Source organism: Rhizorhabdus sp. GW822-FHT03C02, from assembly GCF_058801765.1.
On record NZ_JBXANN010000005.1, the window covers coordinates 103,948 to 120,385 of the forward strand.

19 protein-coding genes and 1 tRNA gene are annotated in these 16,438 nt (G+C 66.5%); 6 read left to right on the plus strand and 14 right to left on the minus strand.

The features are described 5' to 3' along the window. Positions 1-6: 6 nt before the first annotated feature. From AC1RM6_RS14780 to AC1RM6_RS14815, 8 genes are all read right to left on the minus strand, one after another. Positions 7-645, minus strand: a complete 639-nt coding sequence (locus AC1RM6_RS14780) for a MarC family protein (protein WP_493102478.1) — start codon at positions 643-645, stop codon at positions 7-9. A gap of 28 nt (positions 646-673) precedes the next feature. Continuing rightward, positions 674-1,567: a bifunctional methylenetetrahydrofolate dehydrogenase/methenyltetrahydrofolate cyclohydrolase FolD gene (gene folD, locus AC1RM6_RS14785; protein WP_493102479.1), complete on the minus strand. Its 894-nt coding sequence runs from the start codon at positions 1,565-1,567 to the stop codon at positions 674-676. Then, entirely contained in the window at positions 1,564-1,884 is a 321-nt protein-coding gene (locus tag AC1RM6_RS14790) for an ACR/YggU family protein (protein WP_493102935.1), read from the minus strand. Before AC1RM6_RS14790 ends, folD begins: the two co-directional genes overlap by 4 nt. Further along, entirely contained in the window at positions 1,872-2,168 is a 297-nt protein-coding gene (locus AC1RM6_RS14795; RefSeq protein WP_493102481.1) for a YggT family protein, read from the minus strand. The genes AC1RM6_RS14790 and AC1RM6_RS14795 overlap by 13 nt, the downstream gene beginning before the upstream one ends. Before the next feature lie 120 nt (positions 2,169-2,288). After that, positions 2,289-3,194 carry an acetylglutamate kinase gene (argB, locus tag AC1RM6_RS14800; protein ID WP_493102483.1) on the minus strand — a complete coding sequence of 302 codons (906 nt, stop codon included), beginning with the start codon at positions 3,192-3,194 and terminating at the stop codon, positions 2,289-2,291. 49 nt (positions 3,195-3,243) lie between these two features. Then, positions 3,244-5,055, minus strand: coding sequence for an ABCB family ABC transporter ATP-binding protein/permease (locus AC1RM6_RS14805; RefSeq protein ID WP_493102486.1), 1,812 nt, complete (start codon positions 5,053-5,055; stop codon positions 3,244-3,246). Between the two features lie 75 nt (positions 5,056-5,130). After that, positions 5,131-5,382 carry a DUF5818 domain-containing protein gene (locus tag AC1RM6_RS14810; RefSeq protein ID WP_493102488.1) on the minus strand — a complete coding sequence of 84 codons (252 nt, stop codon included), beginning with the start codon at positions 5,380-5,382 and terminating at the stop codon, positions 5,131-5,133. 139 nt (positions 5,383-5,521) lie between these two features. Further along, positions 5,522-6,166, minus strand: coding sequence for a DNA-3-methyladenine glycosylase family protein (locus AC1RM6_RS14815; RefSeq protein ID WP_493102490.1), 645 nt, complete (start codon positions 6,164-6,166; stop codon positions 5,522-5,524). Positions 6,167-6,241: 75 nt separating this feature from the next. Between AC1RM6_RS14815 and AC1RM6_RS14820 the strand changes: the two genes are divergently transcribed. Beyond that, positions 6,242-6,559, plus strand: a complete 318-nt coding sequence (locus AC1RM6_RS14820; RefSeq protein WP_493102492.1) for a 2Fe-2S iron-sulfur cluster-binding protein — start codon at positions 6,242-6,244, stop codon at positions 6,557-6,559. Positions 6,560-6,579: 20 nt separating this feature from the next. Here the strand turns inward: AC1RM6_RS14820 and AC1RM6_RS14825 are convergent, their stop codons facing one another. The 4 genes from AC1RM6_RS14825 to rlmB all read right to left on the minus strand — a co-directional run bounded on the left by AC1RM6_RS14825 (position 6,580) and on the right by rlmB (position 11,853). Further along, positions 6,580-9,381, minus strand: coding sequence for a TonB-dependent receptor domain-containing protein (locus AC1RM6_RS14825; protein WP_493102494.1), 2,802 nt, complete (start codon positions 9,379-9,381; stop codon positions 6,580-6,582). 92 nt (positions 9,382-9,473) lie between these two features. After that, entirely contained in the window at positions 9,474-10,469 is a 996-nt protein-coding gene (locus AC1RM6_RS14830) for a FecR family protein (RefSeq protein WP_493102496.1), read from the minus strand. Then, positions 10,396-10,992, minus strand: coding sequence for a sigma-70 family RNA polymerase sigma factor (locus AC1RM6_RS14835; RefSeq protein WP_493102498.1), 597 nt, complete (start codon positions 10,990-10,992; stop codon positions 10,396-10,398). The genes AC1RM6_RS14830 and AC1RM6_RS14835 overlap by 74 nt, the downstream gene beginning before the upstream one ends. Positions 10,993-11,109: 117 nt before the next feature. After that, a complete protein-coding gene (gene rlmB, locus AC1RM6_RS14840) occupies positions 11,110-11,853 on the minus strand; it encodes a 23S rRNA (guanosine(2251)-2'-O)-methyltransferase RlmB (RefSeq protein ID WP_493102500.1) in 744 nt (247 codons plus the stop codon). Positions 11,854-11,981: 128 nt separating this feature from the next. On the opposite strand from rlmB, the gene AC1RM6_RS14845 reads away from it, so the two are divergent. Next, positions 11,982-12,067: transfer RNA gene (locus AC1RM6_RS14845), tRNA-Tyr, on the plus strand. A 116-nt stretch (positions 12,068-12,183) separates the two neighbouring features. Next, the gene (locus AC1RM6_RS14850) at positions 12,184-12,504 is read left to right on the plus strand and encodes a PilZ domain-containing protein (protein WP_493102501.1); all 321 of its coding nucleotides are present in this window, start codon (positions 12,184-12,186) and stop codon (positions 12,502-12,504) included. A 16-nt stretch (positions 12,505-12,520) separates the two neighbouring features. On the opposite strand, the gene AC1RM6_RS14855 is transcribed toward AC1RM6_RS14850, so the two are convergent. Further along, positions 12,521-13,024: a hypothetical protein gene (locus AC1RM6_RS14855; protein WP_493102503.1), complete on the minus strand. Its 504-nt coding sequence runs from the start codon at positions 13,022-13,024 to the stop codon at positions 12,521-12,523. Between the two features lie 140 nt (positions 13,025-13,164). On the opposite strand from AC1RM6_RS14855, the gene AC1RM6_RS14860 reads away from it, so the two are divergent. The 3 genes from AC1RM6_RS14860 (at position 13,165) to AC1RM6_RS14870 (ending at position 16,062) form a co-directional block, all read left to right on the plus strand. After that, positions 13,165-13,743, plus strand: a complete 579-nt coding sequence (locus AC1RM6_RS14860; protein WP_493102505.1) for an outer membrane protein — start codon at positions 13,165-13,167, stop codon at positions 13,741-13,743. Between the two features lie 166 nt (positions 13,744-13,909). After that, a complete protein-coding gene (gene dnaN, locus AC1RM6_RS14865; RefSeq protein ID WP_493102507.1) occupies positions 13,910-15,022 on the plus strand; it encodes a DNA polymerase III subunit beta in 1,113 nt (370 codons plus the stop codon). Between the two features lie 101 nt (positions 15,023-15,123). Continuing rightward, positions 15,124-16,062 carry an EamA family transporter gene (locus tag AC1RM6_RS14870; RefSeq protein WP_493102509.1) on the plus strand — a complete coding sequence of 313 codons (939 nt, stop codon included), beginning with the start codon at positions 15,124-15,126 and terminating at the stop codon, positions 16,060-16,062. A 9-nt stretch (positions 16,063-16,071) separates the two neighbouring features. On the opposite strand, the gene AC1RM6_RS14875 is transcribed toward AC1RM6_RS14870, so the two are convergent. Then, complete coding sequence (locus AC1RM6_RS14875; RefSeq protein WP_493102511.1) at positions 16,072-16,431, minus strand: hypothetical protein; 360 nt, start codon at positions 16,429-16,431, stop codon at positions 16,072-16,074. Between the last annotated feature and the right edge of the window lie 7 nt (positions 16,432-16,438).

Below are 16,438 nucleotides of genomic sequence, written 5' to 3' on the forward strand. Positions count from 1 at the left end.
GACCGGTTACAGACCGAAGCTCGCCTTCACCCCGTCGATCACGAACTGCGCGGCAAGCGCGGCGAGCAGCACGCCGAGCACCCGGGTGATCATCGCTTCGAGCTTGGGGCCGAGCACCCGCATGATCGGGCCGGCCGCCATCAACGCGGCGAGGGTCAGCACCAGCACCGAGATCAGCGCGGCGATAACGATCGCCGTCTGCTCTATGCCATGGCTGCGCGAGACCAACAGCATCGTCGTCGCGATCGAGCCGGGACCGGCGATCATCGGGATCGCCATCGGGAAGACCGAGATATCCTCGATCTCGCGATGCTCCTCGGCGGCCTTCTTGCTGATCTCCTCGGCACGGCCTTCGCGCCGCTCGGTGCGCTTCTCGAACACCATTTCCAGCGCGATCAGGAACACCATGATCCCGCCGGCGATGCGGAACGCGTCGAGGCTGATGCCGAGGGTGCGCAGCAACACCTCGCCGACCAGCGCGAACAGCAGCAGCAGCACGCTGGCGATCGCGCTCGACCGGATCGCCATCGCCCGACGCTGCGCATTCGACGCGCCCGAGGTCAGGCTGGCGAAGATCGGCGCGCAGCCCGGCGGATCGATGACGACGAACAGGGTCACGAACGCCGAGAGGAACATCGCGATCATGGCGATGGTACCCCGATCGGTGCCCGCATCAGATCGCGCCCTTTTCGAGCGGTACCCGCGCCAGCCGGTGCGCGGCGACGAGGGTGTTGCGCAGCAGCACCGCGATCGTCATCGGTCCGACCCCACCCGGCACCGGGGTGATCGCGCCCGCGACCGCCTGCGCCTCGGCAAAGGCGACGTCGCCGACCAGCCGGGTCTTGCCCGGCTCGGCGCCCGGCACCCGATTGATGCCGACGTCGATCACGGTCGCACCCGGCTTGATCCAGTCGCCGCGGATCATCTCGGGCCGGCCGACCGCGGCGACGACGATGTCGGCGCGGCGCACGACATCGGCGAGGTCCTTCGTCCGGCTGTGGGCGATGGTCACGGTGCAATTTTCGGCGAGCAGCAGCTGCGCCATCGGCTTGCCGACGATGTTCGACCGGCCGACCACCACCGCGTCGAGACCCGACAGATCGCCGAGCCGGTCTTTGAGCAGCATGATGCAGCCGAGCGGGGTGCAGGGCACATAGCCGTGCAGGCCGATCGAGAGCCGGCCGACATTGATCATGTTGAAGCCGTCGACATCCTTGTCGGGGTCGATCGTCGCGATGATCAGCTGTTCGTTGATCTGATCGGGCAGCGGCAGCTGGACGAGAATGCCGTCGACGGCGGGGTCGGCGTTGAGCGATTGGACCAGCGCGACCAGCTCGTCCTGGCCGACGGTTGCCGGCAGGCGATGCTCGAAGCTCTCCATCCCGGCCTCGATCGTCGCCTTGTGCTTCGACCGCACATAGACCTGGCTCGCCGGATCCTCACCGACCAGCACCACCGCCAGCCCGGGCGCGCGGCCGGCGGCCGCCTTGAATCCGGGCACGAAGCCCGCGACCCGCTCGCGCAGGCCCGCCGCAAATGCCTTGCCGTCGATGATGTCCGCGCTCATTGTCCGATCAACCTCTCGAGGGCGGCGTCGAGCCGCTCCGGATGCCCTGCTATATGCAGCCTCTTTAGCCGCGAGGTCGCGCCGCTGGCCAGCGCGATATCGGCCTTGCGCACACCCAGTTCGCGCGCGAGGAGTCCGATCAGCGCGTCATTGGCGGCGCCGTCGCTGGGCAGCGCCGCCAGCCGCAGCGACAGCCAGTGCCGTCCGTCGTCGGTGGCGATCACGCCGGCGATCTGGTCGCGCTGCGCCTTGGGCGTCGCGCGGACGGCGATCTCGACGCCGTCGGCGAGGACAGTCCAGGGCTTCAGAAGCCCGATGCCGACAGGATCGCCTGGTTGAGCACCATCTGCAGGATGATCACGAGCAGCAGCGCCACCATCGGCGACAGATCGAGCGCACCGAAATCGGGCATGATCCGGCGGATCGGCCGGTAGATCGGCTCGGTGATCTTGTCGAGCGCGTAGAGCACCGACCGGACGAAGTCGTTATAGGTGTTGATGACGTTGAACGCGACCAGCCAGGACATGATCGCCTGGATGATGATGATCCAGCGCAGCACGCCGAGCAGCATGTTGACGATGTTCAGAAGCAGGACGAGCATCACGATTCCTTGTGGAGGGCGCTCTTTCTAACGGGAACGGCCGCCCGGCCGCAACCGGTGCGGATCATATGTGATTGCAGCGACGCCCGGGCATCGGCGATCGGGCGCCGCCGGCCGATCTCAATCGGTCCACACCAGGGTGCCGGCGCCGCGCTTGGTGAAAGCCTCGATCAGCATCGCGTGCGGGATCCGACCGTCGAGGACGACCGCGGCATCGACGCCGCCCTCGACCGCGTCGACGCAGGTTTCGAGCTTGGGAATCATCCCGCCCTGGATCGTGCCGTCCTCGCGCAGGCCCGCGATCTGGATCGGGGTCAGGTCGCGGATCAGCTGCTTTTCCTTGTCGAGCACGCCGGCGACGTCGGTCAGCAGGAACAGCCGGGCGGCGCCCAGCGCGATCGCGATCGCCCCGGCCATCGTGTCGGCGTTGATATTATAGGTGTGGCCGTCCTCGCCGATGCCGATCGGGGCGATCACCGGGATCATGCCCGCCTTGGACAGCGTGTCGAGCACGCGCCGGTCGACCTCGACCGGCTCGCCGACGAAGCCGAGGTCGACGGCCTTCTCGATATTGGAATCCGGATCGCGGGTCGTGCGCTTGACCTTCTCGGCGATGACCAGCCGGCCGTCCTTGCCCGACAGGCCGACCGCGCGGCCGCCGGCCTGGGTGATCCAGGAGACGATCTCCTTGTTGATCGATCCCGACAGCACCATCTCCGCGACCTTCGCGGTCTCGGCGTCGGTCACCCGCAGCCCGTCGACGAAGCTGCTCTCGATGCCCAGCGTCTTGAGCATCTTGCCGATCTGCGGCCCGCCGCCATGGACGACGACCGGATTGATGCCGACCGCCTTGAGCAGGACGATATCCTCGGCGAAGTCGCGCGCCGCCTCGGGATCGCCCATCGCATGGCCGCCATATTTCACGACGAAGACCTCGCCGGCATATCGCTGCATGAAGGGCAGCGCTTCGACGAGCGTCTCGGCCTTGAGCAGCAGGGCGGGGTCGGGGGCGTTATCGATCGACATGGGGCGAGCCCTTAGCGGAGGGTGGAACGACGTACAATGTGGTCGGGCGCTACGCGTCCTCGAGTTCGGCGCGTTCGGTCGCCTGGCGCATCCACATGTCGGCATAGAGGCCGCCGCGCCCGAGGAGTTCGCTGTGGGTGCCGCGTTCGGCGATGCGGCCGGCGTCCATCACCACGATCTCGTCGGCGTGGGCGACCGTCGACAGCCGGTGGGCGATGATGATCGTGGTGCGGCCATGTTCGACGCCGCGCAGCGTCGCCTGGATTTCGGCCTCGGTGCGGCTGTCGAGCGCACTGGTCGCTTCGTCGAGGATCAGGATCGGCGGATCCTTGAGCAGGGTGCGGGCGATCGCCACGCGCTGCTTCTCGCCGCCCGACAGCTTGAGCCCGCGCTCGCCGACCCGGGTCGCATAGCCTTGCGGCAGCGACAGGATGAAATCGTGGATCGCGGCGCCGCGCGCGGCAGCCTCGATCTCGTCCTGGCGCGCGCCGTCGCGGCCATAGCCGATATTATAGGCGATCGTATCGTTGAACAGCACCGTGTCCTGCGGGACGATCCCGATCTGGCGGCGCAGCGACGCCTGGGAGACGCGGGCGATGTCCTGGCCGTCGATCGTCACCCGGCCGGCGGTGACGTCGTAGAAGCGGAACAGCAGCCGGGCGAGGGTCGACTTGCCAGCGCCCGAATGGCCGACCACCGCCAGCGTGCCGCCGGGGCGCACCGACAGGTCGATGCCCTTGAGAATCTGGCGGTCGGGTTCATAGGCGAAATGGACATCCTCGAAACGCACCGCGCCGCCATTCACCGCCAGATCGGGGGCGCCGTCGATGTCGACGATCTCGGCGGGGGTGTCGGCGAGCCCGAACATCGCCTCCATGTCGATGAGGCCCTGGCGGATTTCACGATAGACCATGCCGAGCAGGTCGAGCGGGCGGAAAAGCTGGTTGAGCAGCGTGTTGACGAAGACGATGTCGCCGGTGGTGAACTTGCCGACCGACCAGCCCCACACGCTGTACGCCATCGCCCCGCCGAGGATCAGGTTGGTGATCAGCGACTGGCCGATGTTGAGCAGCGCCAGCGAACGCTCATTCTTGCTGGCGGCCTTGGCGTAAGCGGCGACCGCATGGTCGTAATGCTCGGCTTCGCGCGCCTCGGCGCCGAAATATTTGACGGTCTCGTAGTTGAGCAGCGAATCGACCGCGCGCGCGCCGGCGCGGGTGTCGTGCTCCATCATGTCGCGGCGGACTCTGCTCCGCCATTCGGTCATCTTCTGGGTGAACAATATGTAGGCGGCGACCGTGACGACGGTGGCGACGACCAGGCCCGGGCCATATTTGACGTAGAAGAGGATGCAGACCCCGGCCAGTTCGAAGATCGTCGGGCCGATGTTGAAGAACAGGAAATAGAGCATCATGTCGACGCTCTTGGTGCCGCGCTCGACGATCTTGGTGAGTGCGCCGGTGCGCCGTTCGAGGTGGTAGCGCAGCGACAGCGCATGGATGTGTCGGAAGATCTCGACCGCCAGCCGCCGGGCGGCCGTCTGGCCGACCAGTTCGAACACCGCGTTGCGCATATTGTCGAAGAACACCCCGCCGAAGCGCGCGGCGACATAGGCGAAGACCAGCGCCATCGCGAGGCCGACCGCGGGTTCCATGCCCGGCGCCATCCGGTCGATCACCGCCTTGTAGGCGAACGGCATGGTGAAGGTCGCGGCCTTCGCCGCCAGCACCAGCACCATCGCCACGACCACCCGCATTCGCAGCCCCGGCTCGTTCGCGGGCCACAGATAGGGGAGGAAGCGGCGAAGGGTGGCGAAGCCCTTTTCGGGGTGGCCGGGACTGGAGGGCGTTTGCGGTGGCATCAACGCCTAGATAGGCATGGTCGGCGCACAGCGGAAGCGGCGCCGCCGCTTATTCGAGCGGGTTGCTATGCCGGCTCAGCCATTGCCGATCAGGGCGGGGCCGATCGAGTGCACCGCGATCAGGTTGCGGCCATAGCGCCGGCCTTCGATCGAGACCTGCTGTTCGATCAGGTGCATCGGAATCCGGTCCATCTCGAGCCAGACGGCGACACCGTCGAGCCCCTCGAGCGCATAGCAGCTGTCGCGGCAGACCAGCCGGCCGATTTCTGAGCAACTGCCGTCGGCGCCGTCGCGCCGCGGTGGGGATTTGATGATCTGGTCGGCCATGCAAGTGATCTCCCGAGACTCATCTCAGTGCCACCCTCTCCGACTCGCAGCTTATACCTGTTGTGCCCCGCAGCAATGGCTTTGTGGCATAGGGGTTACACTACGCAAATTGCGTATGGCGCGTTGCTCAAGAGCAACACTAAAGCGGCAATTTGCTGGCCTTGTTCGCGTTGAGCCGGTGCGAATAAGCGTGCCAGGTGAACACCGCCGCAGCGCCGCGATGCGGGCGCCATGCTTCGGCGATCGCCCGGGTCGCGCGTTCGCTCGGCCGTTCGGGCAGGCCCATGATCTGGCCGACCTCGATCTGGACCGCGAGATCGCCCGCCGGCCAGATGTCGCCGCGCCCTTCGGCGAACAGCAGGTAGATCTCGGCCGACCAGCGGCCGATCCCCTTGATCGCGGTCATCGCGGCGATCGCTTCCTCGTCGTCGGCGGGCAGCGCGCCGAAATCGAGCGATCCGTCGGCGACATGGCCAGCGAGGCTCTTGGCATAGCCCGCCTTCTGTCGGGACAGGCCGGCGCCGCGCAGCAATTCATCGGATGCGACCGCGACCGCCTCGGGCGCCAGCCCGGCGCCGACGGCGGCCTCCAGCTTGCTCCAGATCGAGGCGGCGGCGGCGACGCTGACCTGCTGGCCGACGATCGTGCGCAGCAGCGTCTGATAACCGCGATCGCGGATGCGCGGTTCGGGATAGCCGATCCGGTCGAGCCGGTCCGCGAGCAGCGGTTCGATCCGGGCCAGCGCGTCCAGCCCGTTGCGCAATTGCTCCGCCGACAGGCCCATAGATGTTCTCCGCTTGATTTCGTGGACTCTGCGCGACACATAGCCGGCAGGAGTCGATGCTTGGGGAGCGAGTTAATGCCGAAATTGGTGGTCGTCACGCGCGACGGTGATGAATCGGTCATCGAGGCCGAAACCGGCCTGTCGGTGATGGAGGTCGTCCGCGACAACGGCATCGACGAGCTGCTCGCGCTGTGCGGCGGCTGCTGCTCCTGCGCGACCTGCCACATCTATGTCGACGATGCCTTTGCCGGCCTGCTGCCCGACATGAGCGAAGACGAGAACGACCTGCTCGACAGTTCGGATCACCGCACCGAGCGTTCGCGCCTGTCCTGCCAGATCGCGATGACCGACGAACTCGACGGGCTGATGATCACGATCGCACCGGAAGACTGAGCTTCTTCGGCGGCGGTGCTTCAAAAGCCGAAGGTCGCCTTCGCATAATAGAAGCCGCCGCTGACGCCATAAGGCGAATATTGGTTGTAGAGCGAGAAGCCGTTGCCCTGCAGCGCCGGCACCAGTCTGTCGGGGTAGGTGTTGAACAGGTTGTTCGCACCTGCCGACAGCTTGATTGCCGCGGTCAGATCGATTCCGGCCTCGAGATCGACGATGACCCTGGGGTGGATGACCGCGTCGAGCGATGGCGTCGTCGGATGGACCTGGGTGATTCTGCCATAGCGGGTCGCGCGCAGGTTCAGCGAGAACGCGTTCCTGATCCAGTTGATGTTGGCGATGAACTTGTCGCGCGGGGTGCCCTTGGTGAAGTCGCCCTGTTTCGAGCGGCCGATCAGCACCAGTCCGGCGGCGGCGAGGGCGGCCGGCGGCTGGTCGACATGGGTGAAGACGGTCCGGTTGAAATTGGCCGACAGGCTGAGATTGGCGCTGCCGAGATCGCCCAGCCCGGCGCGGTAGGTGCTGACGATGTCGAGGCCGCGGGTGCGGGTGTCGGCGGCGTTGGAGAAATAGAATCCGCCGGCCGAAGCGGTGATGCCGGCGGCGCGCAGCACGTTGATCACGGTGGCGCCCTGCAGGGTTTCGGACAGCAGGATGCGGTCGCGGATCTTCACCTGATAGGCATCGATGGTGAGGTTGAGTCGCGGGATCGCGTTGAAGACGAAACCGGCGGAAAAATTCGTCGATTTCTCGGCCTTGAGCGGGGTCGCGCCGAGCGCGATCGCAGCGGGTGAATCGACCGGGAGCGCCTGGACCGGCAGCAACACCCCGCCGACATTGATCGTGCTCGCCGACGAATAATGCTGCTGCTGCAGGGTCGGCGCGCGAAAGCCGGTGCTGGCGGTGCCGCGGACCGCGAAGCCGCGGACCGGCTCGATGCGGATCGAGCCCTTGCCGGTGTTGGTGGTGCCGAAATCGGAATAATCCTCGTGCCGCCCCGCCAGCGCGACCTCGATGCCTTCGGCGATGGTCTGCTCGAGATTGGCATAGGCGCTCCAGCTGTGCCGCCGGAAGCGCCCGGCGGCGCTGGCAGGGAAGCCGGTCACGCCCTGCGATCCCGACGTGCGGACGACGCCGCTGTTCGGTCCGGTCGTCGACCGATAGCCGCCGTCGAGATAGGATGCGGGCTCGCCCGCGCCGATCCGGTAGCGATTTTCACGATATTCGGCGCCGACCGCGAACGACAGCGGTTCGATCAGGCCGAGGTCGAGATCCTTCTGAAGATCGAGATTGCTGGTCCACTCGGTCGTCCGGACCGCACCGATGTGAAAATCGGTCGGGCTGTTCGGGCCGAGCGAGACGTTGAGCGCGGTGGTTTCGGTATAGCGGACGCGGTTCTCGGCATAGGTCGTGCTGAGATCGTAGCGCACGCCGCCGGCGGCATCGCCCTTGATCCCGGCGGCGGTCTGGAAATCCTCGTCATAGACATGGAGATGCGGGCTGTAGCCGAGCGGGAAGATCTCGGGGATGTTGTTGGTGGCGTCGGGGAAGCGGTAGGTCAGCCAGGCATCGTTATGCCGCTTCGACCAGGTGCCGAAGCTGTACAGGCCGGCATCGCCGACCGGCATATTGGCATTGTAGCCGAGGTTGACGCCGAACGCCTGCGGCTGGCCGCCGCGGTTGGTATGGCGATCGACGGTCGCCTCGCGCGGATCGGCGACGCCGGTCGCCGGCCCGGGGTAGAGCCCGCCGAGCTTGGCGTAGAACTGGCCGAAATTGGGCGCGCTGCGGAAGGTGCGGCCCTGCAGGAAACCGTCGGCGGTCAGGTGCACCATCCCCTCGCCGACCGCGAAGCCATGGTCGATCTGCGCGCGCGCCTGTTCGCCGCCGCCGTCCCAGGTGAGGCCGCTCAGGAAGGACGCGCCGCCGGCGATATCGTCCTTGAGGATGATGTTGACGACCCCGGCGATCGCGTCGGAGCCATATTGCGCCGAGGCGCCGTCGCGCAGCACCTCGATCCGGGTGATGCCGTTCGCCGGAATCAGGTCGAGATCGGGCGGGGACTGGCCGTTCTGGGTGGTGCCGTTGATGAACAGGGTCGCGGCATTGTGGCGGCGCTTGCCGTTGACGAGCACGAGCAACTGGTCGCCGCCGAGCCCGCGCAGCGACAGCGTCTTGACCGCGAAGCTCGCACCGGCGCCGCTGTTCGATATGTTGATCGAAGGCACCAGGGTGCCGAGCAGATCGCGCACCGACTGTTTGCCGCTGGCCTGGAAATCCCGGCTCGACAGGACGTCGATCGGCGCGAGGCTTTCGGCGACGGTGCGGGTGACCTGGCGGGTCCCGGTGACGATGATCTCGTCGGGTGGCCGCGAATCGATCGCTGCGAGCGCGACCGGCGTCTGGGCAAGCGCGAACAATGCGGCGTCGTTCGAGGGAGTCGACATCTGGGCGATACGAATCACGGTGGGCCGGCGCTGTGCGAGCGTGCGCGGGCCGGTCGCCGACAGGGCGATCGTGCCGTCCCCCATGTGCCGGGCGCGCAGCGGGACCCCGGCCAGCAGCCGGTCGAGCGCCTCGTCGACGCTCAGTCGCCCGTTGATCGCGCGCGCGCGCAGATTGGCGATATCGTCATAGGGAAACAGGATCCGGACCCCGGATTGTTCGGACAGGTCGTTGAGCGAGTCCTTGAGCGGCTGTTCGGCGATCCGGAAACTATATTTGTGCGCCGCGGCGGAAGGCACGGGTTCGGCCGCCGCCAGGGAGGCGGCGTCGATGAGCATGGTCGTGGCGAACAGGCGGAGTGCGACCCCCTTCTTGCGCATGTTCTTTCCCCGGGACGGCTGCTTTCCGCAGCACTTTCACACAGGAAAACGGATCAGTCTCGCCGACCCGCCATCGATCGGTCAAAAAAGCGTCATTCGGCGCTGACCAGCATGACGGTGCCGTCGCTGCCGGTGATCGCCCGCACCGGCAGCGTCTGCTGCAGCGCCGCGAGGAATTTTTCGGATTCGGAAATGCCGAAGCGGCCGCCGACCCGCATCGTCGCGATCGCCTGGTCGCCCACCACCATCGGCTTGTCTCGGTAGCGGTTGAACTCGGTCACCGCCTGCTCGACGGTATTGCCGTCGAGCTCGATCACCCCCTCGCGCCACGCGGTGCGCTGGCGGAAGCTTTCGGGATCGAGCGAGGCCCGTGCGACCATTCCGCGCCGGATCAGCGCGCCATGGCCGGCGGTGACGTGCATCTGATCGTCGACCGACCGCCGCTCGTCGGTCTCGGCGACCGCGACGGTCCCCTCCGTCACGGTCAGTTCGACCAGTTCGGACCGCATGCGGACGTTGAATTCGGTGCCGACCGCACGGATCCGGGCATGGCCGACATCGACCAGGAAGGGCCGGTCCTTGTCGTGAACGACGTCGAACAGCGCCTCGCCGTCGATCAGGCGGACGATCCGGGCGGTTTCGGTCATCCTGACCTGGACCCGCGAGGCGGTGTTGAGGCGGACGATCGAACCGTCGGCGAGCGCCACGTCGCGCCGTTCGCCGATCGCGGTGTGGATGCTTTGTCCGAACAGCAGGCGGCGTACCGACGGCACCGCCAGCCCGACCCCGGCGCCCGCGGCGGCGATCAACCCCGCGGCGAAGCCGCGCCGCGTCGCCGACCAGCGCCGCGATGCGGGTTCGACGTCCTGCATCGATGTACCAATCGACAATTCGGGGCCGGCGCGCAGGCAGCGCGCACTGTCCCATACCGCGTCCATCCGCGCATAGGCTACCGCGTTGGCAGGATCGGCCGAGATCCAGGCGGCAGCTTCCGCGCGGGCATGATCGTCGCCGTCATGCACCCTCGCGACGAGATGCGCCGCCCTTTCCTCCCGTTCGGCTGTCGCCTGTGGTGTCTCGAACGGCACGCTCGACGCTCCAGTCCTCGTTCCTCGCGATCGCCCTTGCCACGAGCATCAGGGCATTGGCGAGGTGCTTCTCGACTGTGGAAACGGATAACGCCATCGCATCCGCTATCTCGGCCATCGAATGGCCGTGGACGCGCCGCATCACGAAGACGCGGCGAGCCTGCTCGGGGAGGGTGGCGATGATCGCCTGGACCTGGCGGAGTTCGTCGCGGGCATCGAGTGCGGGCTCGGGCTGATAGTCGTGGCGCAGCGTGTCGAAGTCGGCGACCAGGTCGAATGACACGATCGCATCGCGGCGCGCCGAATCGATCAGCATGTTGCGCGCGATCATGAACAGATAGGAACGTCCCGACGTGATCGGCGCCCAGTCGCGGACCGCCCAGGCGCGCGCCAGCACCTCCGAGACGAGGTCGTCGATGTCCGATCCGCGCGGTGCGACGCGGCGCAAGCGTCCGCGCAGCGCGCCCTGATGCGGCAGGATGACCGTCTTGAACCAGTATAGGCGTTCATCGAGATCGACCACGGCATGTTCCCCACTGCCGAATGCGATCCTCTCCCATCCATTATGGAGCGAAGATCATCATCTTTCGCGGTCGATGTCGACAGGGAATTTCGGCGGGCCGGCCCGCCGAGCGGGCGGTCAGCCGCGAGTCGCGATGGCGTAGAGTGCGATCGCCGCCGCGTTCGAGATGTTGAGGCTCTCGACCTTGGGGCTGATCGGCAGCTTGGCGAGCTGATCGCAATGCGCTTCGGTGTTCTGGCGCATGCCCTCGCCTTCGGCGCCCAGCACGATCGCGACCCTGGTTTCGCCCATGACGTCGGCCAGCGTGCCCTTGGCATGGCCCGATAGGCCGACCCGCCAGAAACCGGCTTCGGCGATTTCCTCGAGAGCGCGGGCCAGATTCACCACGCGGACCCAGGGGACGAGTTCGAGCGCACCCGAGGCGCTGCGCGCCAATGCGCCGGACTCGGGGGGCGAATGGCGATCCTGGGTGACGATGCCGAGGGCGTCGAACGCCGCCGCCGAGCGCAGCACGGCACCGACATTGTGCGGATCGGTCACCTGATCGAGGATGATCAGCGGTCGCTTGTCGCCCCGTCCAAGTGCGAGCAGGTCGCCAAGCCAGATGTCGGGCAGCGGATCGACTTCGATCACCAGTCCCTGATGCGGCGCGTCCTGCGGCACCATCCGGCCGAGATCGGCGACGTCGGCGAAGGTGACCGGAAGATCGGAAGGCAGGTCCAGCGCGGCCACGGCCTCGCGGGTCGCCCACATCCGGCGGATGGAGCGTTCGGGATTGGCAAGCGCGGCGATGACGGCGTGACGCCCCCAGAAACGGGGACGGCCGGTCGGGGCTTGCGATGGTCTGTGGCCTCGGCGCATCGCGCGCCTTTCCCATTGTCGGGCGTCGAGCGCAAGCCGCAGCATCATTTGCGATATTTATGTGGGGCTGCAGCGTTGACACGGCCGATTCGATTGGCCATGGAGCCGCCTCGCTTTCAGGCGCCCTTGGAGGGGTGGCCGAGTGGTTAAAGGCAGCAGACTGTAAATCTGCCCGGTTTTCCGTACGCTGGTTCGAATCCAGCCCCCTCCACCACCACCACCGACCAGCACCATCGCGATTTAATGGGTTCCCGCCGGGATTCCACCAACGCGGTTTACGTCCCGATAACCATTCGCGCCGTAACGATAGAGTCGCGAAGGGGTGGACCGATGTTCTTGTCCGAAGTCTCAGTGGTGAACAGGATGGGTCGCGAGCATGAGCGGCTGCCGGTCGACATGCGCGCGCGCTATGGCGGGGGCGGTCCGCCGACGCGGGCGCTGTGCCGGATCGTCGACCTGTCGAAGCGCGGCGCGCGGCTCGAAGTCTATTGCGATCTCGAACGCGACGCGATCATCACCCTGAGCCTGCCCACCGGCGACGTGGTGCGGGCGCGGGTGATCTGGGCGAAGGATTTCGAAGCCGGCTGCCGTTTCATGACCCCGCTCGCCGAAGGTCAGCTCGATATCATCCTGCGGCAGGGCCACGCCTGACCGATCGGCAGCGATTTCACTTGCGGCGCGCGCAGCCGAGCGCGGCGGCGTCGATCGCGCTGGCAATCCCCTTGAGCAGATAACCGTCCGATCGGTCGCGGCCGTCGACCGAGACCCAGGCGACCCGCATCGAGGTGCCGCCGCGCATCGCCGCGATGATCGCGGCGTCGCCGCGCGGATCGGGCGCCCAGGCGTCGAGTCCCCCTGCAACCAGTGGAAAGCTGGCGTCGCCGAAGATCAGCCGGATCGGGCTGCCTTTGGCGCGTGGCTCGCGCAGCCGAAAATGAACCTGGCCGGATAGCCCGCGGGTCGGCCAGATGCCGACCGCGGCGAAGCTCTGCCATTTGCTGCCGCGCCGGCCGCCTTCGGGAGTCGCGATCGCGTAGCAACGCGGCGGCGCGGTGTCGCGAAACGCACCCCAGGCCGAAAAAATTCCCAGCGACTGACGACCCGGCGGCGCCGCCGCGACGAGCGCCAGCAGCGCCGAAAGCCCGACCAGCCGGGGCCATTTCGCTGTCAAGCGATCAAAGCTCTGCGTGGCAAAAATGCAACAAATTCCTTCGTTTATGTGAGGTTCATGCAACCCGATCTGCTTTCGGGCACTGGGCATCCCACGTCTCCACCTTCCTATCGGGAGACGGGTCATAATGGAGTTATATCATGCGTAGCATCGTTGTCGCCGCCCTCGTGGCAGCCACCGCGGCTTCCCCCGTTTTTGCCCAGGATTCGTCGGGCCGCGCTCCTTTCACGGGACCGCGCATCGAAGGTCTGGCCGGCTGGGATCGCGTCCAGAACAACGGGCATGACGACGGCGTCAATTATGGCGTCGCCGCAGGTTACGATATTCAGACCGGCATGGGCGTGGTCGGGATCGAAGGCGAGGTCGGCGATTCGAGCACCAAGCAGTGCGTCGGCGCGAAGACCACCGCCGATCCGCGGCTGTGCGCCAAGGCGGCGCGCGACCTCTATATCGGCGGCCGTATCGGCAAGGTGATTGGCGACAAGACGCTGATCTACGCCAAGGCCGGTTACACCAACACCCGCGCCAAGCTGACCAGCGACGACGGCACCGCCCGCACCACGCTGGCCAAGACCGATCTCGACGGCGCCCGGGTCGGCGCCGGCGTCGAATATGCGCTCAGCTCGAACGCCTATGTGAAGACCGAATATCGCTATTCGAACTATCAGGATGGCTATACCCGCCATCAGGTCGTCGGCGGTTTCGGCATGCGTTTCTGATCGGTTTTCAGCAAAGCTGATACGCCGAAAAGACGAGAAGGCCGGGCGGAAACGTCCGGCCTTTTCTTTTATCCCCATGCTTTTCTCGCTTTCGGGCTGGCGGCATGGCGGGGCCGCGCTATAACCGGCTTCCTTTTAGGTTCGGGACGGGATTTCGGGGCAGGCAATGAAGGCTACGATCGAACGCGCAACGCTTCTGAAGAGCCTGGGCCACGTCCAATCGGTCGTCGAGCGGCGGAACACGATTCCGATCCTGTCGAACGTGCTGATCGAGGCGACCGCCGATGGCGCGCTCAAGCTGATGGCAACCGATCTCGACCTGCAGATCGTCGAGGTCGTCGCGGCGGCGGTCGACCAGCCGGGCGCGATCACGGTTTCGGCGCACACGCTGTTCGACATCGCGCGCAAGCTGCCCGAGGGATCGCAGGTCAGCCTCACCGCGGCCGAAGGCAAGATGCTGGTGGTGGCGGGCCGCGCCCGCTTCAACCTGCAGACCCTGCCCAAGGACGATTTCCCGATGATTGCCGAGGGCGAGCTGCCGACCCAGTTCGAGCTGCCCGCCGAGACGCTCAAGCAGATCATCGACAAGACCCGCTTCGCGATCTCGACCGAAGAGACCCGCTATTATCTCAACGGCATCTTTCTGCACGTTCAGGACGACGGCCAGCCGGTGCTCAAGGCCGCGGCCACCGACGGCCACCGCCTGGCGCGGGTCACCGTCGCCCGTCCGGAAGGCGCCGAGGGCATGCCCGACATCATCATCCCGCGCAAATGCGTCGGCGAGCTACGCAAGCTGCTCGACGAGGTCGACGGCTCGGTCGAGATGTCGCTGTCGTCGACCAAGGTGCGCTTCGGTCTCGGTACCGCGATCCTGACCTCGAAGCTGATCGACGGCACCTTTCCCGATTATAGCCGCGTCATCCCCACCGGGAACGACAAGCTGCTCAAGATCGACCCGAAAAGCTTCATGGAAGGCGTCGATCGCGTCGCGACGATCGCCTCGGAGAAGACCCGCGCGGTCAAGATGGCGCTCGACCGCGACAAGATCACGCTGTCGGTGACCAGCCCCGAAAACGGCACCGCCGCCGAGGAAGTCCCCGGCGACTACACCTCGCCCGGCTTCGAGATCGGCTTCAACGCGCGCTATCTGATGGACATTCTCGGTCAGATCGACGGCGACATGGTCGAGGTCCATCTCGCCGATGCCGCCGCGCCGACGCTGATCCGCGAGAACGACAAGGCTGCGGCGCTGTACGTGCTCATGCCCATGCGGGTCTGATCGACGGTCTGGCCTCTCGATCCGGGCAATAGACTCATATCGCTGCGGCGTCTCCGCGATCGGTTTCGATTCCTCGACAATATCGCTACGGGCTGCGGTCGATGACACGTCCACCCGCCACGACCGGCGCCGGCCATGCCGGCCTGCCCTTCACCCACATTCTTCTCGCGCTCGCGGTGGTTGCGGTGTGGGGGACCAATTTCGTCGTGATCAAGGTGGCGCTCGCCGAGATGCCGCCCTTGCTGTTTGCGACCTTGCGCTTCACCTTCGTCTTGCTGCCGGTCGTGCTGTTCGTACCGCGCCCGCGCATCGCATGGAGCGCACTTGCCGCTTACGGCCTGCTGATCGGCTTCGGCCAGTTCGCGCTGCTCTTCATCGCGATGGACGGGCTGATCTCGCCGGGGCTCGCGAGTCTGGTGGTGCAGAGCCAGGTCTTCTTCACGATCGGGCTGTCGATGTGGTCGCATGGCGAACGCATCCGCGGCTATCAGGTGGTGGCGCTGCTGCTCGCGACGATCGGGATCGGCATCATCCTGTTCCATGGCGATCGCAGCGCGACCCCGCTGGGGCTGATCCTGACGCTGCTCGCCGCCGCCAGCTGGGCGGGCGGCAATCTTGTGTCGAAGCGCAGCGGGGTGACCGACATGTTCGGTTTCGTGATCTGGTCGAGCCTCTTTTCGGTTCCGCCGCTGCTGGCGACCGCGCTGCTGCTCGAAGGGCCGGTGAAGATCGGCCATGCCCTGGTCCATGCGGGGCCATGGGCATGGGCTGCGATCGTCTGGCAATCGGTCGGCAACACGATGTTCGGCTATGTCGCCTGGGGGTGGCTGCTCAATCGCCATCCCGCGGCGACGATCACGCCGATGGCGATGCTGATCCCCTGTTTCGGCATGGGCGCTTCGGCGCTGCTGCTGGGCGAAGGGCTGCCGTCGTGGAAGATCTTCGCCGCGCTGCTGGTGATGAGCGGGCTGGCGATCAACATCCTGATGCCAATGGCGGCGCGGCTTCGGGGCTTTCCGTGGCGGCGCGGCGCGACCTGATCGGGCGCGTCATTTCGCTTTCGTGTAGGGTGTGAAATCGCCGAGCAGGCAGGCGCCGAACGCCTGGGGGCTCGGCGGATCGATCACCCTGACCCGATCCCTGCGGCATGTCTGTCCGCCGAAGGATTCGGCCACCAGCACCCGGCCGGGCCGGAGCCAGGGACAGCGGCCGCCCGCGGGACGGTTCAGGTAGAGCCGCGACGCGCCGACTTCATAGAGAATCGCGCTCTCGTCGATGATCCGGACATTGCGGATGTCGGAGGAATCGACGCACGCGACCGGTTCTCCGGCGGTGCGCCCCTCGATCGCTTTCAGCGCGAGCGCCGAAAGCGGGGCATCGGCCGGCGCCGCCGCGATCGCCAGCGGCAAAGTGGCG